Annotated in this window: 20 protein-coding genes and 2 pseudogenes; 13 read left to right on the top strand and 9 right to left on the bottom strand. The window is 46.7% G+C overall.

Features of this window, described 5'->3' with window-relative positions:
• Positions 1-43: 43 nt before the first annotated feature.
• The 3 genes from MKY96_RS27860 (at position 44) to MKY96_RS27850 (ending at position 7,388) form a co-directional block, all read left to right on the top strand.
• Entirely contained in the window at positions 44-4,528 is a 4,485-nt protein-coding gene (locus MKY96_RS27860) for a polysaccharide lyase family 8 super-sandwich domain-containing protein (RefSeq protein WP_340945570.1), read from the top strand.
• A gap of 204 nt (positions 4,529-4,732) precedes the next feature.
• Positions 4,733-6,040: an aminoacetone oxidase family FAD-binding enzyme gene (locus MKY96_RS27855; protein ID WP_340945566.1), complete on the top strand. Its 1,308-nt coding sequence runs from the start codon at positions 4,733-4,735 to the stop codon at positions 6,038-6,040.
• A gap of 31 nt (positions 6,041-6,071) precedes the next feature.
• Positions 6,072-7,388, top strand: a complete 1,317-nt coding sequence (locus tag MKY96_RS27850) for a BaiN/RdsA family NAD(P)/FAD-dependent oxidoreductase (RefSeq protein WP_340945563.1) — start codon at positions 6,072-6,074, stop codon at positions 7,386-7,388.
• Between the two features lie 101 nt (positions 7,389-7,489).
• Here the strand turns inward: MKY96_RS27850 and MKY96_RS27845 are convergent, their stop codons facing one another.
• Both MKY96_RS27845 and MKY96_RS27840 read right to left on the bottom strand, forming a co-directional pair.
• Positions 7,490-7,894, bottom strand: a complete 405-nt coding sequence (locus MKY96_RS27845) for a type II toxin-antitoxin system death-on-curing family toxin (protein ID WP_340945560.1) — start codon at positions 7,892-7,894, stop codon at positions 7,490-7,492.
• Positions 7,891-8,154, bottom strand: a complete 264-nt coding sequence (locus MKY96_RS27840; RefSeq protein WP_340945558.1) for an AbrB/MazE/SpoVT family DNA-binding domain-containing protein — start codon at positions 8,152-8,154, stop codon at positions 7,891-7,893. Before MKY96_RS27840 ends, MKY96_RS27845 begins: the two co-directional genes overlap by 4 nt.
• Positions 8,155-8,347: 193 nt before the next feature.
• On the opposite strand from MKY96_RS27840, the gene MKY96_RS27835 reads away from it, so the two are divergent.
• Positions 8,348-8,701 carry a nitrous oxide-stimulated promoter family protein gene (locus tag MKY96_RS27835; protein ID WP_340945555.1) on the top strand — a complete coding sequence of 118 codons (354 nt, stop codon included), beginning with the start codon at positions 8,348-8,350 and terminating at the stop codon, positions 8,699-8,701.
• A 37-nt stretch (positions 8,702-8,738) separates the two neighbouring features.
• On the opposite strand, the gene MKY96_RS27830 is transcribed toward MKY96_RS27835, so the two are convergent.
• The 3 genes and pseudogenes from MKY96_RS27830 to MKY96_RS27820 form a co-directional block, all read right to left on the bottom strand.
• Positions 8,739-9,281 carry a GNAT family N-acetyltransferase gene (locus tag MKY96_RS27830; protein WP_340945552.1) on the bottom strand — a complete coding sequence of 181 codons (543 nt, stop codon included), beginning with the start codon at positions 9,279-9,281 and terminating at the stop codon, positions 8,739-8,741.
• Positions 9,282-9,327: 46 nt separating this feature from the next.
• Positions 9,328-10,209, bottom strand: a pseudogene (locus tag MKY96_RS27825) (HAMP domain-containing sensor histidine kinase); the annotation flags it as partial.
• A gap of 409 nt (positions 10,210-10,618) precedes the next feature.
• On the bottom strand, positions 10,619-11,323 hold the full coding sequence (locus MKY96_RS27820; protein ID WP_340945549.1) for a response regulator transcription factor: 705 nt from the start codon (positions 11,321-11,323) through the stop codon (positions 10,619-10,621).
• 177 nt (positions 11,324-11,500) lie between these two features.
• On the opposite strand from MKY96_RS27820, the gene MKY96_RS27815 reads away from it, so the two are divergent.
• The 4 genes and pseudogenes from MKY96_RS27815 to MKY96_RS27800 all read left to right on the top strand — a co-directional run.
• The gene (locus MKY96_RS27815) at positions 11,501-12,205 is read left to right on the top strand and encodes a TVP38/TMEM64 family protein (protein ID WP_340945546.1); all 705 of its coding nucleotides are present in this window, start codon (positions 11,501-11,503) and stop codon (positions 12,203-12,205) included.
• A 64-nt stretch (positions 12,206-12,269) separates the two neighbouring features.
• Complete coding sequence (locus tag MKY96_RS27810) at positions 12,270-12,659, top strand: DUF948 domain-containing protein (protein ID WP_340945543.1); 390 nt, start codon at positions 12,270-12,272, stop codon at positions 12,657-12,659.
• Between the two features lie 312 nt (positions 12,660-12,971).
• Complete coding sequence (locus tag MKY96_RS27805; RefSeq protein WP_340945541.1) at positions 12,972-15,113, top strand: pectate lyase family protein; 2,142 nt, start codon at positions 12,972-12,974, stop codon at positions 15,111-15,113.
• 15 nt (positions 15,114-15,128) lie between these two features.
• A pseudogene (locus MKY96_RS27800) lies at positions 15,129-15,263 on the top strand (YgjP-like metallopeptidase domain-containing protein); the annotation flags it as partial.
• On the opposite strand, the gene MKY96_RS27795 reads toward MKY96_RS27800, so the two are convergent.
• From MKY96_RS27795 to MKY96_RS27785, 3 genes are all read right to left on the bottom strand, one after another.
• Positions 15,254-16,339: a saccharopine dehydrogenase gene (locus tag MKY96_RS27795; protein ID WP_340945540.1), complete on the bottom strand. Its 1,086-nt coding sequence runs from the start codon at positions 16,337-16,339 to the stop codon at positions 15,254-15,256. The pseudogene MKY96_RS27800 and the gene MKY96_RS27795 overlap by 10 nt on opposite strands.
• Before the next feature lie 98 nt (positions 16,340-16,437).
• The gene (locus MKY96_RS27790) at positions 16,438-16,758 is read right to left on the bottom strand and encodes an ArsR/SmtB family transcription factor (RefSeq protein ID WP_340945537.1); all 321 of its coding nucleotides are present in this window, start codon (positions 16,756-16,758) and stop codon (positions 16,438-16,440) included.
• 45 nt (positions 16,759-16,803) lie between these two features.
• A complete protein-coding gene (locus tag MKY96_RS27785) occupies positions 16,804-17,001 on the bottom strand; it encodes a hypothetical protein (protein WP_340945531.1) in 198 nt (65 codons plus the stop codon).
• 163 nt (positions 17,002-17,164) lie between these two features.
• Between MKY96_RS27785 and MKY96_RS27780 the strand changes: the two genes are divergently transcribed.
• From MKY96_RS27780 to MKY96_RS27770, 3 genes are all read left to right on the top strand, one after another.
• Complete coding sequence (locus MKY96_RS27780; protein ID WP_340945527.1) at positions 17,165-18,175, top strand: AAA family ATPase; 1,011 nt, start codon at positions 17,165-17,167, stop codon at positions 18,173-18,175.
• Between the two features lie 132 nt (positions 18,176-18,307).
• Complete coding sequence (locus tag MKY96_RS27775) at positions 18,308-18,433, top strand: hypothetical protein (protein ID WP_340945526.1); 126 nt, start codon at positions 18,308-18,310, stop codon at positions 18,431-18,433.
• A 302-nt stretch (positions 18,434-18,735) separates the two neighbouring features.
• Positions 18,736-21,096 (top strand): hypothetical protein, encoded by a 2,361-nt coding sequence (locus MKY96_RS27770; protein WP_340945525.1) that lies wholly within the window; start codon positions 18,736-18,738, stop codon positions 21,094-21,096.
• A gap of 206 nt (positions 21,097-21,302) precedes the next feature.
• Here the strand turns inward: MKY96_RS27770 and MKY96_RS27765 are convergent, their stop codons facing one another.
• Positions 21,303-21,530 (bottom strand): helix-turn-helix domain-containing protein, encoded by a 228-nt coding sequence (locus tag MKY96_RS27765; protein WP_340945524.1) that lies wholly within the window; start codon positions 21,528-21,530, stop codon positions 21,303-21,305.
• Between the two features lie 122 nt (positions 21,531-21,652).
• On the opposite strand from MKY96_RS27765, the gene MKY96_RS27760 reads away from it, so the two are divergent.
• The gene (locus MKY96_RS27760) at positions 21,653-21,922 is read left to right on the top strand and encodes a DUF6809 family protein (RefSeq protein WP_340945522.1); all 270 of its coding nucleotides are present in this window, start codon (positions 21,653-21,655) and stop codon (positions 21,920-21,922) included.
• Between the two features lie 131 nt (positions 21,923-22,053).
• Entirely contained in the window at positions 22,054-24,756 is a 2,703-nt protein-coding gene (locus MKY96_RS27755; RefSeq protein ID WP_340945520.1) for an AAA domain-containing protein, read from the top strand.
• Positions 24,757-24,779: the final 23 nt, after the last annotated feature.

Below are 24,779 nucleotides of genomic sequence, written 5' to 3'. Positions count from 1 at the left end.
TGGTAACATGCAAAGTAGGATCAAGAGATGGATATGTCTCGTTATGGTTGGTTTGATGATCTCGACCCTCGGGTTCCACTACCCTGTATCGGCAGATGGATCGTCGCAAGAGCTGGCTGAAATGAAGCTGATGAAGCAGCGGGTGGTAGACTTCTATATCTCCAAAGATATCATCAATGACGGAACGAACGGCCGGGTCGAATGGACCTTCAAATCACAGGCCGGGACCTACTTATCTAGTCAAAAGGCGAATGGAAGCTGGGGCGATGTAGATTATACCAGTACGGCTTCCAGTGCCAACGGGCGGGCGTGGTCGCCTTACCTTGCGCTGGACCGGATGCAATCGATGGCTCAGGCTTTTGCAGACCCGAAGGGGCCTTACTATCACGATGAAGCCCTGTTAGCCGGTATTCAGAAAGCACTGGATCACTGGTTCACGGTCAAGCCGACCTCCACTAATTGGTGGGAGACCGGAATCGGCAAGCAACTGCGGCTTAGCAAAATCGCGCTGCTGTGTGAAGGCTATCTGACTGCGGAGCAGGCTGCGAGTATTATCGATACGTTAGACAAAGAGCCCAACACTATCGATGGAGCCAACTCGTCCTGGTATAACCAGAATTATATGATCCGCGGCTTATTGCTGGAGGATGCCCGGAATGTCCGCAGCGCTGTAGAGGCGTTTAACGTGCTCTCGGCGGTGACGGAGACGCTAACGGGAATCCAGTCTGACATGTCCTTTTTCATGCATGGGAAGACGAATTATACCACGGGCTATGGAAGAAGCTTCGCCAGAGATATGTCCTTCTGGGCCTATGTCGTCTCGGGCACAAGCTTCGCCTACAGCCAGGCGGCGATTGACTCGTTGTCCTCTTATGTGCTGGATGGGACCAGATATCTGGTGAGAGGTGATGTTGCCGATCTGGGGATGGGGATGAACGGACCGGAGTGGCCGGATTATGAGAGCTCTGCGCTGACCTTCTACGAAGATCCGCTGGAGTGGATGCAGGCGGCCAATCCGAAGCGGGCGGATGAGTTCGCCGTTTTCCTGAATAATATCCGGGGTATTGGCACGGTCACAGGCAATGGACTGGATGCGAATAATATGACGCAATGGCAGACCCTGGTCTCCTCTCATATGCGGAAGGATTACGGAATCACAGTCAAGATGTCCTCCAGCACGGTCAAGGGCGGCGAATGGAGAACCATTAATCCAAGCGGATATAACCTGCTCTACTGGACTCCGCAAGGCGCCACGGCTATCCAGAGAACCGGGGATGAGTACAGAACCGTGTACCCGCTGATGGACTGGAATCATGTTCCGGGAACAACAGCTCCCTACGTTTTCACGAAGGAGAATAACTTCAACAACCCGAAGACCTTTGTGGGCGGCGTAACCAATGAGCGGTACGGAGCCACGGCGTTTGATTTCAACAAGCTGAGTACCAGCGGGAAAAAGGGCTACTTTTTCTTCGATGATGAAATGGTAGCGCTGGGCGCAGGCATCACTTCGACGAATGCTGCACCGGTCCATACCACGCTGAACCAGAGTCTGGCAGTAGGCGATGTGCTCGTTGACGGCAAAGCCGTTGCAGAGGCAACGTCGCAGGTGAACGGACGCTGGGCCTATAACGATCATACCGGTTATGTGTTCCCGGATAAGACGGACTTCCAGGTGAAGCAGGAGACGAAGACCGGGAAATGGAGCGATGTGGTTACTGGCAGTTCAACAGAGCCCATCACTAAGCCGTTGTTCTCGATGTGGCTGGATCATGGCGTGAAGCCGGTCAATGCGTCCTATCAATACATCGTATTGCCGGGTAAAACCGCCGGGGAGGTTGGCAGCTACGCGGAAGCAAACCCGATTAGTATTCTCGCGAATACCCCGTCCGTGCAAGCGGTCCGGCACCGTTCGCTTGGCATTGCGGAGTTGCTGTTCTATCAGCCGGGTACGGTGACGCTAAGAGAAGGACTGACTGTCACCGTAGATAAACCGTCGATGGTGATCGTTGATGAATCTGCGGACCCTGTCCGCATCTCGGTGGCGAATCCCGAAACGCCGGGGATTACCGTTAATGTAACGCTGAACCGGAACGGGGACCAGACTACAACCACGTACAGACTCGGTAAAGATACGTTTACCGGCCGGAGTGAGACGCTAAGCGAGGGAGCTTCTATCGACGACAGCGGGTATGATCTCGCTTACAGTAAAGGAGCGGCTGCTTCCTCCAGCGTAGGCAAGCAATTTGCTTCCAATGCTAACGATCTCTACAGAACCTCCAGCTGGAGTTCTAACGCTTCGGACGATGAATGGATTTACGTTGATCTGCAGGATCAATATATGATCAATAAGGTTAGACTGCATTGGGAGAAGGCTTACGGCAAAAGCTATAAAATCCAAGTATCCGATGATGCGGCCACCTGGAAGGATGTTTATGCGACCTCGATGGGAGATGGGGGAACCGACGACATTTCTTTCGGTAAAACCAGTGCCAGATTCGTCCGCATGCAGGGCGTTCAGCAGGGAACCGGAGAGGGCTACTCGCTTGCTGAATTTAACGTGTATGAAGCGGTTGCCCTGAACCTTGCGGAAGGCAAAACCGTGATTGCAAGCTCATCCAAAGCCGCCGATGTGGCAGTGGGGAATGCGGTAGACGGCTCATTGACGACCCGCTGGGGGTCCAACTATGCCGATCCGCAGTGGATTTATGTCGATCTTGGCGCAAGTCAGCCTATTGCTAAGGTCATGCTGCACTGGGAAAGTTCGTATGGAAAGGAATACCGGATCGATGTCTCCGATACGCTGGACGACTGGAAGACAGTATATAGTACATCCAGCGGAGATGGGGATATCGACGAGATCTCTATCGATTCGGTTAATGCCAGATATGTCCGGATGTACGGAACTCAGAGAGCATCCAAGTACGGATACTCGCTCTGGGAATTCAAAGTGTTCGGACCAGAGAACGCAGAGAGGGTTCCGGCCCGGGTTGAGCTGGCGGCAGCGCCATCTTCGGTGGTGCCTGGAGGCAAAGTATCCGTTACGGGGGCCGTTTATGGGGACAACGATCTTCCGGTTCCGGGTGTAGACGTTGAACTCATAGCAGCCGATGGTAGCCTTGAACCTGCGAAAGTAACTACAGATGTGTACGGCAAGTTCAGTACGATCTATACTGCAGCATCGGTTCCCGGTAAGGTATCCATCTCGGCCGTACTGCCGGCAAGTCCATCCGTGACAGGGGCGGTTACCGTATCCGTTGAAGAAGAGGCTGTGCCTGTATCCGCCCGGATTGAACTGCAGGCCACACCGTCCTCCGTATCCGCTGGAGGCAAAGTGTCCGTTACGGGAACCGTCTATGACGGTGAAGATCTTCCGTTAGCCGGTGCTGCGGTCAGTCTCATGGCAGCCTCGGGTAGTTTCGAGCCTGCACTTGCCGTAACGGATGAGAACGGAAGGTTCAGTACGGTGTTTACGGCACCATCCGCAGCCGGGGATATCGCAATTAAGGCTGTACTGACCGGCAATCCTTCCGTGACGAATACGGTTACCGTTTCGGTTAGCAAGGCGATACCGGTACCTGCTCTTATTGAACTACAGGCAGCACCGTCTACTGTGAATACCGGAGATGAAGTATCCATCACAGGGATCGTCTCGGGTAGTGACAATCTTCCGGTCTCCGGCGTAGAGGTTGCACTCGCGGCTTCCTCGGGCAGCCTTGAGCCTGCTCATGCCGTCACAGACGCGAACGGCCGGTTCAGCGCGGTCCTTACGGCACCGTCCACATCTGGAGAAGTGACGGTTACGGCGGTCTTGAGTGCGTATCCGTCCATTACGGGGAAAATCAACGTTTCGGTTAACGAGCGTTCGGGCGGCGGAAACGGCGGCGATCCGGGAGGTGAAGGGCCAGTGACTCCGTCAGTACCAGTAGCGCCGGTTATTGTTGGAACGCCTAGTAAGCCAGACGAGGGCCCGCAAACCCCCGCTAATCCGGTGCCTGGTCCATCCTTAACAGATATTGCCGGACATTGGGCCGAAGCCAGTATCCGCGAAGCCGTCAAGCAAGGGATCATTACAGGGTATCCGAACGGTTCGTTCCAGCCTGACCGTACCGTGACCCGTGCAGAATTCACGGTGATGCTGGCAAAGGCGCTGAAGCTTCAGAACACAGAAGCAGCGTTGTCCTTCAAGGACAGTGACCGGATCGGTTCGTGGGCCCGGACCGCCATCTCGCAGGCGGTAGCCTTGGGAATCATCCAGGGGGATAACAACAGCAATTTCCGCCCGGATGCGCCTGTAACCAGAGCGGAAATGGCCGTCATGCTGGCAAGAGCATTACGCCTTGCTCCCGCTGCACATTCCGCTGGATTCGCGGATGACCGCGACATCCCGGCCTGGGCAGTTGGAGCAGCAGCCGAGATGAAGAAGTCAGGATTGATGCAGGGTAAGGGCAACAACAGCTTCTTCCCGAAAGCTGCTGCAACGCGGGCAGAGACCGTCACAGTTCTGCTTAGAATGCTGGCAGCTAAGTAAACATAACCAACCTTTCATTTGTATACGTTAGAACACGGCAAAGCAGCGATTCTCCTGTTGTTAGGGAATCGCTGCTTTGTATTTTTGGCCATCTAATCGGCTATGATCATAAGGAGATCAATGACAACCAGTACACTTATGCTATAATTTAATAAAGTGTTTTTGAGCTTAGAGAAAATTGGATAAAGGATGCATTGACCAACCATGTATGAGAATCAGACTTCTATGCACCACAAGCTCTTTATTATCGGCGCAGGTGCTGCCGGACTAATGGCTGCTGTTACTGCGAGTGATATGGGAATCGATACTGCTATTCTGGAGAGTAACGACCGGATTGGCAAGAAGATCTTAATGACAGGTGATGGCCGCTGCAACATTACGAATGAATCCACTGTGACAGATACGGATGAAGCAGCTGCTTTATCGCGCAAATATCACAGTAATCAATCCGAATTTCCGCTTGCAGTAGTGCAGCAGTATGGCGTCAGTCAGACGATTGATTTTTTCTCCTTTCTCGGGCTGCCGCTGACAAGACTCAAGGGGGGCTTGCTGTACCCGATGTCGCTGCAGGCAGCGGCGGTACTGGATATTTTCCAGCTGGCGCTAGAGGATCGGAATGTTCCCGTATACCTTAAGAATAAAGTGGTGGATGTTACGGCTTCGGCAGATCATCCTCGCTTCACGATAAAATGCCTAACCGAGACAGAGGAAGAGGTTGTGTATACTAGCGACTATCTGCTTCTGTCTACGGGGGGCAACACCGGTCCCAATGCAGGAAAAGAACCTCCGGGTTATACCCTTGCCGAGCGTCTGGGGCACACCGTGATTGAGCCTTTTCCGGCCATTGTGCAATTGAAGCTGCAATATCCGAATATGAGGGCACTGTCCAGTATCAAATCTCAGGGACAAGCTCATATCATTGTTAAGGGTAAAGTCATCGGCAGTGAACAGGGTGAGCTGGCCTTCACCGACTATGGGATTACCGGTCCGCCCATTCTCCAGCTAAGCAGGAAGGCTGCCTATCATCTGGCCAGAGGAGAACAGGTGAAATTATCGGTGGATCTGATGCCTGGCCGCACAGAGGAAGAGCTAGTGGAGTTCCTAGAAAAGCTCTGGGAGACCTTTGGGCACCGGACCGTGGCGGATTCCCTCGTGGGTATCTTCAATAAAAAGCTTGTTACGGTCCTGCTTAAGGAGACGGGCTTAGATCAACAGCCACAGCTTCTTTGCCAGAATCTGCCGCAGAAAACTAAAGAGAACTTTTATAGGCTCTTGAAGCGTTGGGAATTTAAAGTGACGGATACCAATGGCTTTACGAATGCGCAGGTGACAGCCGGCGGCATTGATACGTCGGAGCTCATCCGGGGAACGCTGGAATCCAAGCTGGTGCCCGGGCTGTATCTGGCTGGCGAGGTGATGGATGTGGACGGAGATTTCGGCGGCTATAACCTGCAATGGGCCTGGAGTTCCGGATATGTGGCTGCCATGGCGATAGCTAAGTCCATTCAATAAATTTATTAGGAAAAGGGATGCATCAATTAACATGTATAAGGATCAGACTTCTAAGCACCACGAGCTGTTCATTATCGGTGGGGGTGCTGCAGGTCTAATGGCTGCAGTTACAGCGAGGGATCAAGGTATTGATACAGCCATTATTGAAAGCAATGACCGGCTCGGTAAGAAAATAATAACGACAGGTAACGGGCGTTGCAACATTACGAACCAATCCACCGCCACCGGTACGGATGAAGCAGCTGCTTTATCAGTGAAGTATCATAGCAATCAGGCAGGATTCCCACTACATGTATTGCAGCAATTCGGTGTCCGCCAGACGATCGAATTTTTCTCCTCGCTCGGGCTTCCTTTTATGAGCTTGGAGAATGGCCGGATGTATCCGATGTCGCTGCAGGCGGCTTCGGTGCCGGGGGTGTTTAAGCTGGCGCTGGAGGACCGGAATGTCCCCGTATATTATAAACATAAAGTATTGGATGTGACCGTTTCGGCGGGACATCCGCGGTTCGCGATAACCTGCCAGACCGAGACAGAGGAACAGGTTGTGTATACCAGCGACTACCTTTTTCTATGTACCGGCGGCCTTACCGCTCCCAAAACAGGAACAGACGGCTCCGGTTATACACTTGTCCAGCGTCTGGGACACACCATGATCCACCCGGTGCCAGGCATTGTACAATTGAAGCTGGATTATCCGTATTTGAAGGAACTGTCGGGCATCAAATTTGAGGGAGAGGCCCATGTGATCGTGAACCATGAGGTTATCCGCACGGAGTCCGGGGAGATTCTTTTTACGGACTATGGGATCTCGGGCCCGCCCATCCTTCAGCTAAGCAGAAAGGCTGCGTATAATCTCGGCATAGGAGAATCCGTGACCCTGTCGGTTGATTTGATGCCGGAGCGTACAGAGGAAGAGTTAATTGATTTCCTGGAAATCCACTGGGGGATCTTCGGACACCGGACGGTTGCCGATTCCTTCGTGGGTATCGTCAGCAAGAAACTGATTCCAGTGCTGCTGAAGGAGGCTGGAATTGATCAACAGCTGCATCTGCTGTGTCAGGATCTATCGTGGAAAACCAAGAAAATATTCTATAAACTATTGAAGCGTTGGGAATTTAAAATCACCGATACCAACAGCTTCACGAATGCACAGACCACTGCGGGTGGCATCGATACAACGGAGCTAGTTGAAGGAACGCTGGAATCTAAACTGGTGCCTGGCCTCTATCTGGCCGGTGAGGTGATGGATGTGGACGGCGATTGCGGCGGCTATAACCTGCAATGGGCCTGGAGCTCCGGATATGTCGCCGCGATGGCGCTTGCGGACCGGCGTGCCCGCATCACGTAAGGGTAGAGGGCCGCTGACAATACAGTACTAATGAAGGCACCTTTAAGGGTGTCTTTTTTTGGATTTTCAGACCTCCGAAAGATTCTTTAATGTTCGCTTTTTTATATTTTTCCAGCGACACAGTGTGCTTTAATAAGTTTAGTTAATGCTTGAAGTTCATATTTATGGTTAACCATATCAACAGTGAAGTCTTCTGCTTTTTTGACATCCATATTAAAGAACAAGTCATTATAGCTTAGGAAAATAACAAGTGCTGTGAAAGCAGTACGTTTATTTGCATTGTGAAACGGATGGTTTTGACCCAGTGACTCGAACAAAGCGGCGGCTTTTTCAAAAATGGTAGGGTAAGCATCTTCTTCAAAAGCTGAAGATTGTGGGCAAAGGACAGCAGATTCGAGCAGTCCCGGCTCTTTTACACCAACTTGTTCACCGGGACTATAGCGTTGAATCATTGCGAGATTAATGGCTATGCCTTCTTGGACGGATAAAAAACGGGTTTGAATCATCTGTCTTTGAGACCATGTAAGGTCTGATCGTATTGATTAATAACATCTGCCAAAGAATCCATAAAATCTTCACTAATTCCATGAGGAAGCGATACCTTTGTTGACTTTTTTATAATAATTTCTCCAGTGGACTGGTTTATGTCGATAAGAACGGTATCCCCTTGATCCAGCCCTATTTGCTTTAGTGCATCAGTCATTGTTATACCTAAGCTGTTTCCGAATTTAGTGACTTTTCGTTCCATTTCAACCATCCTATTCATTAAAAGTCCTCCTCAATATTGTGTTCAACTGTTATAACAATTATACATTAGGGATGGCTTAACGTAAATATGCTAAGCAACTGTCAAGCCTATCCTGATCGTCCATGTTAACAGGTTTTTAAGGACCTAAAGAATTGTTGATAGGACTAGATTTAAATGAATAAGTTCAACTAAGCCAAGGAGGCCTTATTATATGAGCAGAGAGGCTGAGAAGCCACTGAACGATGGCCCTATAATCCGCAAGGAAAAGGTTATTGCTTCAAAAATGATCCGTATCTATTGCAAGAAAAAACATCATAAGAAGGAGCTCTGTGAGGAATGCCGGAATTTAAATGAGTATGTCATGAAAAGACTCTCCTACTGCAAATTTGGTGAAGAGAAAACCGCTTGTGCGAAGTGTCCGATTCATTGTTATACACCCGTCTACCGCCAGAAAATCAAGGGAGTTATGCGTTTCTCGGGACCCTGGATGTTGTTGTATCATCCGTTAGAGTCCATAAAGCATATCCCCCTACCGGAGAAGTTAAAAAGACCGCTGTCCCGATAGTCAGCAGCCACCTCCCACGGTTGCCAGGCGATTGATGCTAAACCTTCCCTTGCCCCAACCACTCCCGCTTCAATATAGCGAATTGCTGGGTATTCTCGTACTTCGGCGTTCCGTCTTCGTTCGTGGTGAAGGAGATGAATTCGAGGAAGCAGCCTTCCCGGCGCATGCCCAGCTTCTCGACCAGCTTCTGCGATCTGAAGTTGTCGTCCTCGACGTAGGCGTAGATGCGTCTGGCTTCCTGCTCCAGGAAAAGGTAGCGCAGCAGCGCGCGGGCGCTTTCGCTGGCATAGCCGACGCCCTCGTAGGCCGGGTTGAAGTGCCAGCCTACGCTGTAGGTATCGGGCTCCTCCTTCATGCAGAACAGATCGCCAATAATCGCCCCGGTCTCCTTCAGAGTGACGGCCAGGTGGGAGTCGTCCTGACTTCGTTCAATTGCGGTGGCGATGGCTTCTTCTAACGTGGAGAGGCGTTCGCTCAGGAAGCAGTTCACCCGCGGATTCGCCAAATACTCTAGCATCCCCGGTGCATCCGTCTCCCGGAAGTTTCTGATGATTAATCGGTCGGTAGTGAATTTTTGCATGATGATCCTCCCTAAATGAAGTGAGCGTGTTATTTACCGGCAAACGGATGTGGACGGAATACGTGTCCCCATTGCTTGTGAATGTGATTTCGCCCTTATGCTGGCTGATGATTTTGTGGCAGGTTTTGAGGCCGATCCCGGTGCTATGGACCTCATGGGCCTCCGTTTGTATAACATTCGTGATATCTATCAACAGCCAGCGGTCTTCAATCCTATACGCAATCGTGACGGGAGCAGACGTATCGGCATACTTCGTAATGTTGGAGAACAGGTTGTCGAATACCCGCCTGAAGGAGATCAGGTGAAGATCCACGCGGAAAGGGACAGGGGACGGCTCCCAGGCTACCTGGAAGCCGTGATTCTCCAGCAACATCGACTGCTCATCGATTAACTGATCCATGAGCTGAATCCCATCGTACGACTCGAACTCCAAGTCATTCTCCTCTGTGTTGTACACGGTGAAATATTCGAATAGCTTGTCGGACAGATGCTTGATCTGATAGGCTTTTTCCCTGCTGTTATGAATGTATTTCGCTAACGCTTCCTGATCCTGATATTTCTTGTATTCGATGATGTCCAGGTAGCCGACCAATGCGGTGAGCGGTGTCCGCAGATCGTGGGACATGGCGGTGACCAGCTCGCTGTTGGCCAATCTGGCCTGCTCCTCGCTCTCCAGGCGCTCGATGAACGATTTCCTCATCTCATTAATGCTCTGGGCCAGCGACGATAGCTCATCCTTCCCTTTCAGCGTAATCGGATAATCCAGATTCCCGCCCTCCAGAATTTTAATTTCCTTCTCCAGCACGCCAATGTAAGAGGTCTTCTTGTTGATGAAGAACAGGACCAGGACGATGAAGAATAAGAACGACAGAATCACACCCAGAATCGTAATGAGGTTGTAGTACTTGTATTCAAAAAAATACTCCATATAGACCTTCGCAGTCGTATCCGCAAAGGTAACCGTAGAATATTGGGATTTGCTGAAAATGCTAGGGTCCGGTAGAAACCTTGTATTCTCGGTCTTGATGGTGTACCCGTCTGTAGAGTAGAGAAATTGGTTGTCCTTATAGAGATAGAGATTTACGTACTTGGTTTTCCTGACCCATTCAGCTATTTTTGCGTCATCCTTAAGCGCAAGATGCTGCCCGGAGATATATTCCTGGAGTGCCGGAAGGGCTTGCTCTTCTTGCTTGTTGATGAACGAGCTTCTGGTCCGGTAATGCTCCAGCAGATCTTCGCCTGTGGACTGCAGCAGCAGGAACAGCATGGCAGAGGCTATGAAAGAACCGATCAGGCACAGGATTAATTTCAGTTTCAGCCTGCTCCACCGCAGCTTGTTATTCAATCCGGTACCCCTTTCCCCAGACGGTTTTGATGAACTTGGGATTCTGCGGGTCCTTCTCCAGCTTCATCCGCAGGTTGCGGATATGAACCATCACCGTATTGTTGCAGCTGTAGAAGTAAGGCTCGCCCCACACACTCTCATACAGATTCTGCGCCGAGAAAATTTTATTGCGGTTGCCGGCCATCAGCGCCAGCAGCTTGTACTCAATTTCGGTCAGGGTCAGCTCCTTCCCGTTCATCATTACCTCGTTGACAGCAGGATTAATGCTTAGCCCGTTGAAGGTAATCACATCTGAGGGGGCGGAGGTATCCTCTTTGCCTTTATATACATAATACCGCCTAAGTAAGGCTTTCACCCGCGACACCAGTTCGGTGTAGGAGAAGGGCTTGGACAGGTAATCGTCACTTCCGGCCGAGAAGGCCAAGGTTTTGTCAGAATCCTGGGTCTTAGCTGTCAAAAATAAGATAGGCGCGCTGGTCAGCTCACGAATCTCCACGCAGGCCTTAATTCCCGACTTCCGGGGCATCATCATGTCCAGAATGATCAGGTCAATGGTATCGTCTACTTTATTCACGGCATCTTCACCGTCAACAGCTTCAATGACATGGTATTGCTCACTCTCCAGCAGCACCCGGACAATCTCCCGGATCTCGTGGTTGTCGTCGGCTATAAGTATGGTCTTCGCAGGATTCATCATTCCTCCATCCCCCTCCTTTCCCGGGCACTCGTCGTGCTTACATTATAGATTGTCCATAGCGCTTAAACCACCGGATGACAGGCGACTTAAGAATTCTTAAGGAATTCCATGCCCGGATCTTAAGAATATTCACCTAAGCTGGAGATATCATAAGCCAGTGAAGAGAGGGATTCGTAAATGGATTGGTTATTACAAAAAAAGCGGGTCAGCAAGGTTCTCCTCGCTTGCGTAGGCCTTGTGACCACGATCGTATTCATCAGATACCTGCCGCAGCTTCTGCGGCTGACGATGTCGCTGGACGGCTTCCGCGATTATATCCTCTCTACGGGGAAGTTAGGGCCGGTTATGCTGGTGCTCTTCCAGATTCTCCAGACGGTGATCGCCCCCATACCGGGGGAGGTCGTTCAAATTGCCGGGGGATACATCTATGGCACCACGTTAGGTGCGGTCTTCGTTACCGGGGGAATGCTGCTGGGGGCGATGATCGCTTTTTACTTCACCAGATTCCTGGGCGGATCATTCATTGAAGGCTTGCTGCAAAGGGAGAAGTTCAAGTGGATGCGGGGGATGATGGATAATAACAAATTCTCGGTTTTCCTGTTTATTATCTTTATCATTCCCGGACTTCCCAAGGATATGTTCATCTATGCAGCGGGTTTGACGACGATGAAGCCCCTAAGATTCTTTATGATCCTGCTCATCGCCAGATTTCCGTGGCTGCTGGCCTCCGTAAGCATTGGGGCTAATATCTACCACAAGAATTATGGACCCACCATCGTCATCTCCGCTATCTCCGTCCTGGCCTTTATCTTCGGATTAATCTATAAGGACAAGCTAATTGACAAATTATCTTCCTTCAAAGGTGGCAAAAGCGGGCTGTAGCCGCAACATGCAGGAATGATGTCTGTAAGTTGGACATAGAGTGGTACTACAGGAGGCGTTGCATATGTTAATTCAGCTTAGTGTTGCTTTGGCTGCGGTTGCTTTTGTCTGTCTGGTAGCATTTGTCATCCTTACGCTGCGCAAGGGAATGACCACACTCGGCGAGACCAACAGGACGCTGGGCGAGGTGAGGAATGCGATTCATGGATTAACGGGAGAGGCGACTCAGCTCATTCACACGGCGAATCAGGTCACCCGGGATGTGAAGGGGAAGATCAAGACCATCGATCCGATCTTTGAATCGGCACACAATGTAGGGGAAGTTATTCAGACGGTGACCGAGACCTTCAAGAAGAACGCTACCGACATCGGCCAGAGCTTGAGCCCAGAGCCGGAGAAGGCTGCGGTCAAAAGTAAAAGCGGCCAGATCCGCGTCAATACGAAGTTTCAGTGAGCTTTCCATTATTGATGAAGAAGCGTCAGTTCAAGGCACCCCGGACGGGTGTCTTTTTGTATGCAGGTATCATTTCGCTGCAAAATAATCATTTTCTCATAATAGCGCATAATCGGAGGTGATATGAGCAAATGATTGTTTCAGCACTAATTCGGCTTCTGCTATGCTCGGGGTATCCGACAGGTTCATTTCCGTCTACTTCAAGGGTTCGGATCACCCGGTACAAGAGGAGGGCAGACACCGAAATTCCACAGGTTATTGCAAGCGGTTACAACTGTATTCTGCAACAAATTTAAATCGGGAGGCAAATCAATGAATAGAATCGTTGCGAAGGTAACCAGTATAGGATTGTTGTTTTCTCTTGGACTCACTCTGTTATTCAGCGGGTGGGGGACTGCAGTAGTACATGCTGCAGGGCTTACGGTAACAGGCAGTGGAGGCGGAAATGAAGCTGCCTACGTGGAGTGGTCACCTGTCAGTAATGCATCGGGATATAAGGTATTCATCAAAGCGGCAAGCGCCGCAGATTCCCAGTATCAGCAGCTTCATAATGAACTGATCCGCAAATATGCCTCTTACTGGAGAGCAGATGCCGTAGGCCTTGCGGCCGGAAGCTATGTGATGAAGGTGGAAGCCGTGCTGTCAGGCGGGGGAACAGCAAATGCAGTGACGGGTACGCTGGCCGCTGCGCCTTATGACCGGTCAGGGTTTGCTTTTTCCACAGCTTCACCTTATGGTACAGGCTCTGGTGCTTATAATGACAATGGAACGCTGAAGAGCGGGGCACAGGTGCTGTATGTCACCTCTCAGAATGCGCAGACCGTAACACTTCCCGTTGTTGTCAGCAGTTCGGGTACAGTGCAGACGGGAGTTGGTCTTGGCGGCATTCTTACTCTTCGGCAAAAAGGCTATGATACCACCCCGCTTGCCATCCGGTTCATCGGAAAGGTGACAGCCGCCGACCTCAGCGGACAGCTGAACAGCAGCGGGTATCTTGAGCTCAAAGGCAAAAATAATTATACGGAAATGAACATTACCCTCGAAGGAATAGGGAAAGATGCGACTGCCTACGGCTGGGGAATGCTGCTCAGGTATACCGGGAATGTAGAGGTAAGGAACCTGGGCGTAATGTTGTTCCCGGATGACGGCATTTCCATGGATACAGGCAACGCGAATGTGTGGGTGCATAATAACGATATTTTCTATGGATCAGCGGGAAGTGATGCCGACCAGGCCAAGGGGGACGGTTCTACGGACCTCAAGAAGGGATCAACGTATATCACTATCTCGTACAACCACTATTTTGATTCCGGAAAAGCATCACTGGTCGGACTTAGCGAATCCGCAGAATTCTTCGTGACCTTCCATCATAACTGGTTCGACCACTCCGACTCCCGTCACCCGCGGATCAGAGTAGCTTCGGTCCATGTGTATAATAACTTCTATGACGGCGTATCCAAATATGGTGTGGGCGTAACTACCGGCGCTTCGGCCTTCGTGGAAGGAAATGTGTTCAGGAATACCAAGAACCCGATGCTAAGCTCCCTGCAAGGCACAGATGCTCTGGGCGAAGGCACGTTCTCCGGGGAGAACGGCGGGATGATCAAAGCCTACAACAACAGTATCACAGGTGCGGCCAGTCTGATCTATGCGAACTCCAGCAGCGGAACAGCTCCGGCAAACGCAGCTTCACACGATGCTTACCTGGCCTCATCGAGAAGCGAAGCCGTTCCCGGCTCGTACAAAGCACTTGTCGGCGGAACAGCATATAACAACTTCGATACGCTGGTGGATACAGGTGTCAGCGTAGCAGCTGTCGATAACGTAAGCGTAGTACAACAGAAAGTTACAGCGGGAGCCGGACGCCAAGGGGGCGGCGATTTCAGTTGGACGTTCAACAACTCCGTGGACGACGCATCCTATGCCCTCAATGCGCCGTTAATGTCTGCCATCCGCAGCTACACCTCGGGGCTGGTATCTGTGGGAGGCAATTCCGGCCCCGTAGGACCGACCCCGGCTCCATCGGCGACGCCAGTGCCGACAGTGACACCGGCGCCAACAGCGACTCCGGTGCCGACAACAACTCCCGTGCCGACAGCAGCACCTACGTCAACACCAGCCCCTGGAGCAGCGGTTCACAATTTTACAGCGTCAGGAACATCGAGCAGCTTTTTCACTATTCAGGGTAATCTCTCCACCAGCAAAGGAACGGTAGTCTATAACGGCCTGACCTTAACGCAATGTCTGAAAATCGAGAGCGCCACCAGCGTCCAGTTCACCGCAGCTAAGGCCTCAACGCTAACACTGGTGTTCAATTCAGAGGGGACCAAAATCAAAGTCGATGGGACAAGCTATCCCATAACGAACGGTGTGGCCACTATCTCCCTTGCGGCAGGTACGCATACGATTACGAAGGATAGTACTGCTAATTTGTATTATTTGATGGTGGAATAATATAACTACCAACCCCATTATCGCTTGGCGATGGCATCACTGGAAGTGATGGATTGTGTCATGATTCATGAACTGTACCATATTCACCGCATGAATCATGACCGTTCTTTCTGGCGGCGTACTGGTAGTATAGTGCTTGATCAGGAATAAGATACTTGAACACCGTATTGTGTGAAAAAGTGAGTGACTGCATCCATGTCCATGCGGTGATCGAACAAGTGCTCAGGATAATAGATGCCTGGAGCCATAGGCTCATCCGTAGACATCATCAGCAGTAAATTTTCGGCCTGCACCGCAGCGCCAAGTGCAGTCATATGGGTCTGACCGAGTGGATCGGAGACAGTCATCCTGCGTTCCACTACGTTACCCTTCGCATCCATGCCTTTCAATAGAATCACCAGGTGATGAGCGCTCCCGGTTCCCGGATTGTACAATAATTTCCGTCTGAAAGGCTTGAATCGATCCCCACTAATCATCTTCCATATTCCGGTTTTGACCAGTCCTGCGAGTGCATAAGTGGAAACCTTATGATCGAAGGAGATGCGAAAGCTGGCAGAATCGATATGATGGGTACGGGGCAAGGTGACATGATCAGGAGTATCCAGTCTGTAACAGTGCGTCGCGTATCCATTTGGAAACTGTATTTTCACCGGGTCCGTCATGGGATAGACAAGCCGGCTCGTATTGGATTGAGTGATATGAAAAGGAATGCTCATCCGGTCCATGAAGGCTGCTGAATCCGGGCCGGCCTTATCCCGCAGGGAGTACAAGGCATGGATGTTAACTTCAACGTTCTGAAGCGATTTCGAGAGCATCATTGCAAACAGGGAGGCCGTTCCCGCCATCCATCCGGAAGAGAGAATCACGGGGGCATGAAGCTCTTCCTGATCTATTGTGCGGATCGCTTGCTGAAAAACTTCTGTCCAGCGTGTGACATCAATGAGTGGAATTTTTCTTCGTACTGCTGATACCAGTAGTCGGTCATCCAGATCGTTCACCGCACTAATGATTAAAGTTATATTTTCTCCTGCGTGAATCAGCGGATCGACTGCCTGGGTATCAACAACAACCGTGTGCACCCGGTCCGATGGGAAAGGAGCTGCTTTGCCAGCAGAACGACCGCCAAGCACTAACTCCAGATCAGGGTGCCTGTCATGTAAAATGCGGGCAATCTGTACCCCTACAGCACCATAGCCTCCAGCGATGAGAACCTTTTTTCTATTCATTTGTTAACCTCCGTTTATAGGTTTATGTACTTATATGTTTAAACTATTGAACATAATACTGTGAAGAAAAGGAATGCGGTTCACCAGCGCGGCGTGCGCTAGCTCTGACATTCCACTTCTACGAGATGAACGAGCTGTTTGAGCAATTCAATAGCATCGTTGAACTCCAGTTTGTAATACATCTCAGTCCCTTTTTTCTGAACCGACAGCAGCCCGGATTGGCGCAATATTTTCAGGTGATGAGAGACTGTAGGGCGTGACATGGGAACATGCTCTGCAATCTGTGATACGTTCATGCTGTCTCGGTCAATGAGCAGCGATATGATTCGCTGGCGAACGGGATCTCCCAGACCTTGAAGATAAGGGCTTAGATTCTCGAAAATATCAATGACTTGTTGATTACCTATCGGCTCGCTCATGGCTCACTCCGTTATAATGTTTAATTGTTTAAACGTATTATATCCTTACATGCCACCTAAATCAAATTTAATATTCATGCCATATGAAAATAGCTGTTCCGCTTGTACGTTTTGAGTACAATAAAATGGGTGCATAATAACGATATTTTCTATGATGCCTGTACCAACGGCAACGTCTGCCCCTGGAGCAGCGGTCCACAATTTTATGGCGTCCGGGACTTCGAGCAGAGGTTCACCATTCAAGGCAATCTCTCCACCAGCAGAGGAACGGGCCGTCTTTTTTCTCTCGCCTTTGGGCCTATGGGAGAGGTGTCACTGTGCATCTCACTAGTGAGTATTACTATGATCATTATTTGCTATAATGAAAGGTATACGGGTAATACTCCATGTGAGAGGAGTGGTGAAGATGCTGAAGAATTTTTCGTTCCAGAGCTTTAAGAGCTTCGATTCATCTATCTTAGAAATTGAGAAATTAACCTCCATTATAGGTACTAATGCTGGCGGTAAAACCAATGCGATTGAAGGGATGAAGATACTCTCTGAAATCTCCTCAGGAAGAGAGCTGTCCATTATTCTGGATGGCTCTAAGAATGTGGATAGCGAAATCAGAGGCGGAAGTGTAGGCTGTCCTAGAATTGGGACGGATACATTTACACTAGGGTGTCTGGTGGATATTGATGAAGAGTACGACCTGGAGTATTCAATAACGATCAAAGTGAGCAATCGTGTTTTTGTGCTTGCCGAGCATTTGTTGAAGCTATCCTCTAGCGGCGCCAAACCGGTGACCGTTTTTCAGACTAAAGACACACCAGATGATTATAGCGATATTAACGTAGAATATAACAATGGACGTAAGGGGAGAAATCCCGAGGTAACCTGCATTCGTTCTGTTTCTGTACTATCGCAGCTATCGTCCAAGATGCCTACAACTACGGATAATAACAAGAAGAACGTGTCTTATATAAACCTGGTTCTGGAACGTCTGGGGAAGATCCTTTTCTTAGATCCCGTACCTGTCCGTATGAGAGATTATTCAAGGATGAGTGACCATGAGCTAAGACCTACAGCGGATAATATTTCTTCAGTAATTTATGAATTGTGCAAGGATAAAGGGGTCAAGCAAGAGCTGCTGAACGCCTTAAAGGATCTGCCGGAGAATGAAATTCTGGATATTGGGTTCATAGAGACTTCCATTGGCGATGTGATGTTCTGTCTGAAGGAGAAGTATGGTGAACGCTCGGAATTCGTGGAGGCCAAGCGTCTCTCGGACGGTACGCTCAGATATGTAGCTATTCTCGCTGCACTTATCACAGAGGACCCTGATACTATGATTGTGATTGAAGAGGTGGATAACGGAATCCACCCCAGCCGAATGAAGAGCCTGATCCAAACGATATCGAGATTAACCAAAGAGTGACAGACAGATGTCATCATTACAACACATAATCCGACCTTACTGAATGCTCTGTCCAAAGAAGAATTGTTCGGGGTTGTCTTGTGTTACAGAGATCCTGAGGACGGATCAAGTAAATTCTATTCCTTGCCTGATATGGAATCCTTACCGGTTCTGTTGTCAAAAGGTAATCTGGGCGATCTGACTGTCAGGGATGAATTAGTGAAGGCGTTGAAGAAGCCTGCTGAAGATCATACAGATCTAAGTTGGCTGGAGGTGTAGACATATGCATGCTCATATTATCGACACCTCTATTCTATGTAATATTCTGGATCTTTCGTTTATGAGACAGGATCGTACGACTGTCATGCAAGAATTTAACTCTTTGATCTAAATATTATGGAAGCAATAGACACGAACAATGGCTTTTAAATAACAGCCCTCATCTTGCTATTAAGGTGTGTGGGCTACTTGACGTTGGATTTTATTACAAATACTATCGAGTATATTCGACAACGCACTATACTTGTTTTACATTATTTGCTATTGTATCTTTAAACAGATTTTAGTGGGGTGTAGCCGATATGAACCTAGATACTATAATAGATGAAGATGAGAATGGGGAAATTTTATTTATAAATGATTTAAATTTCGATGACTTTCAAGCATTGTCGCTCTTTTTGAAAAATTGTATTTATTTACAAGATTACAGACCAAGTAAAGAAATTAATCAATTTGTTTCATTAACAGAATATGGGGAGAAATGGAGAAGCATCATAGCAAATGAATTTCGAGATATAACAGATGAAGAGATAAAACTTGCTCTTTTAGTAATATGTTATCATAACGGTACTCTAATAGATTTAAATAGTACTAACATTAATAATATTTTCAGGGTTATTGAGAGTGATATTTATGAAAGAAAAATGATGTTTCCATGGCTTTTTGATACGGAGTTATATTCAAAGTTTAACGAGACTTACTCAGATAAACCTGAAAAGCTAGATTACAGAGAGACATTTGACTTATTGAAAAATACTTCTATGGGTGTCTTTCAAATAAAGAATTTTCTGGTAGGTCCTTTTGGGTTCCTGTTTTCTGATCAAGAACGAATCCTTCCTCCGAATATATCTGCTCCATTATGGTATTGTGCAGACCCAACTTGTAATAGTGTTCATGTAGTAAAACTATCAAGTGGTACTTGTTATTTATCGAAGGCAATTGATTTTCTTTATGAAAAATTAATAAGTTTGGAGGGGGAACTTCAAGAATCCAGATCTAGTAATTTAAAAAAGTTGTTTAGAAAAATAATTAGTTACCATGAAGATATGCACCTTGAAGACCTACCATGGCTGCTGGCTAATTCATTTCATGAAACTGAATTGAAAATAATCTTAAATGAATTATTTAATAAATATTCAAAAAAAATTAGAGATAAGCTGTCAAAAAATCAAATAGCTAGTGAAAGATGGCGTAATTCTAACGAGAAAATAGTATCCACATTATCCAAAAGTGAATGTTTACAGTTAATATTACTTTTAAAGGATAAAGAAGTAGCAGAAACTATTGAGTTCTTAATTGAAAATAATGCTATAATTATTCCTCCTACGGAAATAAGAGATTCTTTTCCTAGAAGAACAACTTATGGATGGCTTGATTTAACATGTCAATGCTCTGATAAAGGAATAAGATCTATCGACACAAGTAATAGAAACCAGATAGCCTTTTCAAGGATGAGATATTTAATAAAAGATATATATAAAGATGAACAATCTATACTTGAGTGGAAATTGAGAAGCATTAAGGGAAATAATCTGGAGATTAAACTTAATAGATACCTAATTGAAAAAGATCCTAGTTTTATAGTAAAAGATCTATTTTTAGACTCAAAGGAGCATACTCAAAAGTGTTTTTCCTACCTTAAATTTGGTTACTTTTATTACCCAAGTAATGAAGATGAAGATGAAAGAATCATTAAGAAAATACTATGGAAATTTGGATTGAACCAAATGTCTTATCCAAAGAATCAGATAACTTTCTGGGCAAGATATAAAAAATTTAAAGAAGTAGCGTCGAGTGTTTTTGCTAGAAGCGAAAATGATAAAGAAATAATTCGTAGTGAAGCAGTCAATTTTTTTGTTTCTTTAGAAGAAGTTCTTGAGAATACTCTTGCTTTTACTTCATGGATATTATTTTCGGATCATTTTTCTAAAACTAGATTTTGCTATAGTTATTTGGATGGTTTAGATGTTATGGTAAAGCAATTGAATGGATCAATATTTGGTGATAATGAAAGATTAGAGTTAAATAATAAAGGCAAAAATACATTGTTTCCTTTGATTACTGGATTCGGTATACTTGCGAAACTATGTGAGAAAGTAACATTAGAAAAAGATAAATACATTAAGCCTTCAGAAGAACTTCCGCATTATTCAAGAAACTCTGAACTTGTAGAATTCCCATTTAAATACAATATACATGTGCTGAACATGAACTCAGAGGATATTCAAGATATTATAAGGCTTCTAAAGGATACGACTTCAGTACTTGAAAGAAATCAAGTGTCTAGCATTAGGAATCGCATAAAGCACAATAGAGTGGACTTTCCGAGCGTTGAAGAGATAGTTTCCTGTTGTGATTCAATCTATGATATTATAAACAAGTTTGAAGTTTATGGATTGTACCCATCTATCTCAAACTTTAAAAGTAAGTCATTAGATCAATATAACAGAAAGGTTAGTACTTATTTAGACTATCGAGGACGAGAATGTAAGGTAATAAACAGTGGACAATACACTCCTTTCACATTACCAAATGATGTGCAATTTCTAATTATTGTACCATCCGTTCACATAGGCTCTTCAGCTGAATGTATACGTTTTCGTATTGTCGAAGCATCCCCATATGTTGAAGTGTGGAAAGGGCACCCGGGGAAAAGATTCTAAATAAATTTATTGTTAATATCTGGTTATATTTATATATACCGCAAAATAGATATGGGTTCTGTACCCGTTCTTACTGGTTCCCTATTTATTCCTAAGCTTAGTCTAGTTTGTTAGCCTCATTTTGGTTACAGGGTGGGGCTTTTTGATGATTAAAGTAAAATTCTTTGTATGCAACTGAGATGGTTGAAGCTCTATCAGGAAATATATCAATCTTTTTCAAAGTCATCAGCTAAATCAATTATTTCTCGTATATCCTCAATGTTCAAAGCATCTGCGATTCTAACGATATGACTGAAGCTAATGCTTTCTCTCTTTCCATTGGCTAACTCGCTTAAGGCGGCATGGCGAACATCAGAAAGTCTGGACAACTCCCGCATAGAAATTTTATGCTTTTTGGTTAACTCGGCTATTTTCACTACTATTCTCTTTCCCATTGGAATCCCTCACTTATCCTGAAATATTTGCATTGACTATACGCATAAGCGTACCGTATAATAAACTCATGGTTGGTACGTATAAGCGTATATTCCCTTAAATGTTTTAGAGAGGAGTCCCAATGCCAAACATTCTAGAATCGCTTTATCATGGAAGTTTATTCCCGAATGAGGATATTGTCTCCAAAGACCCTGACTACCGCCCTCTCAACAGGCAGATTACCGATTCTCTTGAGACTTGGAGACGGAGGCTGTCACCGGATGAGTTCGCGGAGCTGGAGGCATTATTGGATCTGTATTCACAGGTGCAGGGAATGGATATGGCGGCTGCATTTGTATCCGGGTTCAAGACCGGGACGGCGATGATGATCGAGGTTTTAGTTGAGGGGTAGTTTTCTTTGGACACCGTGAAAGGTGTCTTTTTTGTTTTATTCGATTATTTTAATTCCATTGAAGGAATATCGTTACAATCTAAAGAATTTCCTACATATCAAACTCAAATACTCCATTATGAGGAAGTGCCATGGACGAAGATAAATATTTAATATTAGTCAGACAAAAGGATCGCACTGCAGATATCGCTTCATATTCACCATGCGGTACCAATATACAAGTGACGTTTCACAATTACCCAACTCTCTATAACTTTCTTGCAAGTGATGTAATAATCCTCAGTAATCCTGCTGCTATAGCAATTACTAAAGAGCAGGTGATATTTCATCAGGAGAATCCTTTGAATAATGTAATGAAAGTGCTAGATTTTGGGCTTAGAATCTGCGTCTTTTTTAATAATGGAACCAAACGGGTGTATGAATCACAGAATGTCAGAATCGAGAACAGCGGCGTTAAGACCTCTGATGCACTACAAGTCATGGAGTATTGGCGTTCCATCTCGCTTCATCTCAGAAGCTCAGAAGAGCAGTCGGAAACGAAAGATTTTCTGAAAAAGCAGTTCGCCAAGCTCAACTTTGTGCATCCAAAGAGTGTATTGAGCCATTATGTTAATGGCTCTCCTGAGAGTATTGATGTTTCTACTGAAATGCAGCCGATCTTTCCCTTTCGCTACAACCTAAGTCAAAAAACAGCATTAGACCAAGCGCTACGCAGTAAAATTAGTATCATTGAAGGGCCTCCGGGTACAGGCAAAACCCAGACGATTCTCAATATATTAGCTAATTTGGCGGTCATGCAGCAGAAGAAAGTGGCAGTGGTGTCAGGGAATAATGCGGCAGTGCAGAATGTACGAGATAAGCTGGAGGCAGCGGGATACTCTTTTCTGGTAGCATCGTTGGGGAATACAAAGAACAAAAAGCATTTTTTTGCTAATCTGCCTACTGCGGAGGTTGCGGGGTGGGACAGTGAGATACCGGAAAAAGAGCTTCTGTCTAGAGTGCAAGAGCTGGATGGCCATATTAACCGACTGATGGAGTTAGATGTAGAGAAGGCGAGATTGAGGCAGCAGTTATCTGCGTATGTACTGGAGCAAAAGCATTTTGAGAATTATTATGCTGATCAGGAGATTGAATCTCTGGATAAACTTTCATTTTACCGGGAGACACCAGAGCGGATGCTAGAATTCATGAAGGATAGCCATCTTGCAGTGAGGAAGGGAAAAGAAGCGGGCTTACTGTACAGGTTTAAGCTGTTTTTTAAACATGGGTTTACCGACTTCAAATACTTGCGGGAACAGGGTGTGGATGTAATCCTGAATGTTCAGCGGAAGTTCTATTCTCTGCGAATTGAAGAGCTCTCGAACCGTATCAAACATATCGAACAAGAGCTTTATGCTGCAATGTATGTGTCCTTGTTGGATGAACATCAGCAGTGCTCTGCGCAGCTTTTTCGTCATAGACTGCATAAGAAATATCTTAATCTTCCAGGCGTTAAATGTGGTGTAGACGATTATCGGCAGAGCATGAAATTTAAATCATTCATTAACTATTATCCCATTATCCTGAGCACGACTCATTCTTTACGTAACTGTATTCCAGAGAATGAGTTATTCGACTATGTCATCATTGACGAAGCCTCTCAAGTGGATCTGATCACAGGCGCACTTGCTCTGTCCTGCTGTAAGCGGGCAATCATTGTGGGTGACACAAAGCAATTGCCACAAATTGTGACGATGGAGATTCAGCAATTGGTTGGAGATACAGCATCAGCTGGTGTGGACGAAGCTTTTAATTATTTTAAACATAGTCTACTGTCATCTATGCTTGCCCTATACGGTGATCTCATCACTTTCACGGCTGAAGAAGAGGCGGATCTGCCATTACTGATTTACAGGACTTCACCTGGCAATCACTTGCGTGAGGTTACTCGGGGAGAAGGCAAGGGAAAGTTCAACCAACGTGAACTGGATGTCATTGAAAGGGAGATTCTTGCGGGTTTGGAGGAAGTGGCAGCCGGGCATGCGGATATTGGCTTCGTTACACCATACAGGAAACAGGTGGAGAAGGCAGCCGGACAGTTCACTGATGATATTGAGAGCGACACGATACATAAGTATCAAGGTCGTGAGAAGCCGATTATGATTATGTCGACCGTGCTGGATCAGACCCGTTCCGGCAAAACTGGTATGAAATTTGTGAATAATCCATGCATGATTAACGTAGCTGTCTCTCGTGCGCAACAGAAGTTCATTCTTGTAACGGATCATGCTCTTTTTCGGAAATATGGCAACGAAATCAGCGACCTCACGCGGTATATGGAATATAGCACACTTGATGAGAATGTGGTTGAGAGCGAAATTGTTTCTATATTTGATCTGATGTATACGGAATACGCAGTCAAGCTTCATGCATTTAGAGAACGAGCTAAACATTTTACAAGATCCAGGTTCCAATCAGAAAATTTAATGGAGGCATTGCTTACAGAGCTGTTACAAGAACCGGCTTATAGCGGATTTACACTTGGAAATCAGATTCTTCTTAAGAATTTGCTTAGAAGTGTAAATAAATTGACAGATCAGGAACGGCAGTATATCAAAAATCGGGCGTCTGTTGATTTTGTCATTTATCATAAACTGGATATGACAGCAGCACTGGCTATTGAGGTGGATGGATTTGCGTTTCATGAAAATAAACCTGAACAAATAGAAAAGGATAAGATGAAAGATCATATATTTAAAACCTACGGTCTGAAGCTGAAAAGATTTGCAACCAATGAAAGCTTAGAGGAGCAGAAGATCCGGAAGCTGCTGGATGAAATCATTCAATCGAGTTGAAAATAAATCTTGCCGGGATCTTC

The sequence above is a fragment of the Paenibacillus sp. FSL R7-0302 genome, assembly GCF_038006885.1.
Lineage (GTDB): Bacteria > Bacillota > Bacilli > Paenibacillales > Paenibacillaceae > Paenibacillus_AQ.
The sequence above is the reverse complement of the archived record's forward strand: the minus strand, read 5'-3'. Positions and strand labels throughout refer to the sequence as shown.

Coding starts and splice junctions, on each gene's coding strand:
- MKY96_RS27860 (WP_340945570.1), top strand. CDS start 44: ATGGTTGGTTTGATGATCTCGACCCTCGGGTTCCACTACCCTGTATCG.
- MKY96_RS27855 (WP_340945566.1), top strand. CDS start 4,733: ATGTATGAGAATCAGACTTCTATGCACCACAAGCTCTTTATTATCGGC.
- MKY96_RS27850 (WP_340945563.1), top strand. CDS start 6,072: ATGTATAAGGATCAGACTTCTAAGCACCACGAGCTGTTCATTATCGGT.
- MKY96_RS27845 (WP_340945560.1), bottom strand. CDS start 7,894: ATGATTCAAACCCGTTTTTTATCCGTCCAAGAAGGCATAGCCATTAAT.
- MKY96_RS27840 (WP_340945558.1), bottom strand. CDS start 8,154: ATGAATAGGATGGTTGAAATGGAACGAAAAGTCACTAAATTCGGAAAC.
- MKY96_RS27835 (WP_340945555.1), top strand. CDS start 8,348: ATGAGCAGAGAGGCTGAGAAGCCACTGAACGATGGCCCTATAATCCGC.
- MKY96_RS27830 (WP_340945552.1), bottom strand. CDS start 9,281: ATGCAAAAATTCACTACCGACCGATTAATCATCAGAAACTTCCGGGAG.
- MKY96_RS27820 (WP_340945549.1), bottom strand. CDS start 11,323: ATGATGAATCCTGCGAAGACCATACTTATAGCCGACGACAACCACGAG.
- MKY96_RS27815 (WP_340945546.1), top strand. CDS start 11,501: ATGGATTGGTTATTACAAAAAAAGCGGGTCAGCAAGGTTCTCCTCGCT.
- MKY96_RS27810 (WP_340945543.1), top strand. CDS start 12,270: ATGTTAATTCAGCTTAGTGTTGCTTTGGCTGCGGTTGCTTTTGTCTGT.
- MKY96_RS27805 (WP_340945541.1), top strand. CDS start 12,972: ATGAATAGAATCGTTGCGAAGGTAACCAGTATAGGATTGTTGTTTTCT.
- MKY96_RS27795 (WP_340945540.1), bottom strand. CDS start 16,339: ATGAATAGAAAAAAGGTTCTCATCGCTGGAGGCTATGGTGCTGTAGGG.
- MKY96_RS27790 (WP_340945537.1), bottom strand. CDS start 16,758: ATGAGCGAGCCGATAGGTAATCAACAAGTCATTGATATTTTCGAGAAT.
- MKY96_RS27780 (WP_340945527.1), top strand. CDS start 17,165: ATGCTGAAGAATTTTTCGTTCCAGAGCTTTAAGAGCTTCGATTCATCT.
- MKY96_RS27775 (WP_340945526.1), top strand. CDS start 18,308: ATGGAATCCTTACCGGTTCTGTTGTCAAAAGGTAATCTGGGCGATCTG.
- MKY96_RS27770 (WP_340945525.1), top strand. CDS start 18,736: ATGAACCTAGATACTATAATAGATGAAGATGAGAATGGGGAAATTTTA.
- MKY96_RS27765 (WP_340945524.1), bottom strand. CDS start 21,530: ATGGGAAAGAGAATAGTAGTGAAAATAGCCGAGTTAACCAAAAAGCAT.
- MKY96_RS27760 (WP_340945522.1), top strand. CDS start 21,653: ATGCCAAACATTCTAGAATCGCTTTATCATGGAAGTTTATTCCCGAAT.
- MKY96_RS27755 (WP_340945520.1), top strand. CDS start 22,054: ATGGACGAAGATAAATATTTAATATTAGTCAGACAAAAGGATCGCACT.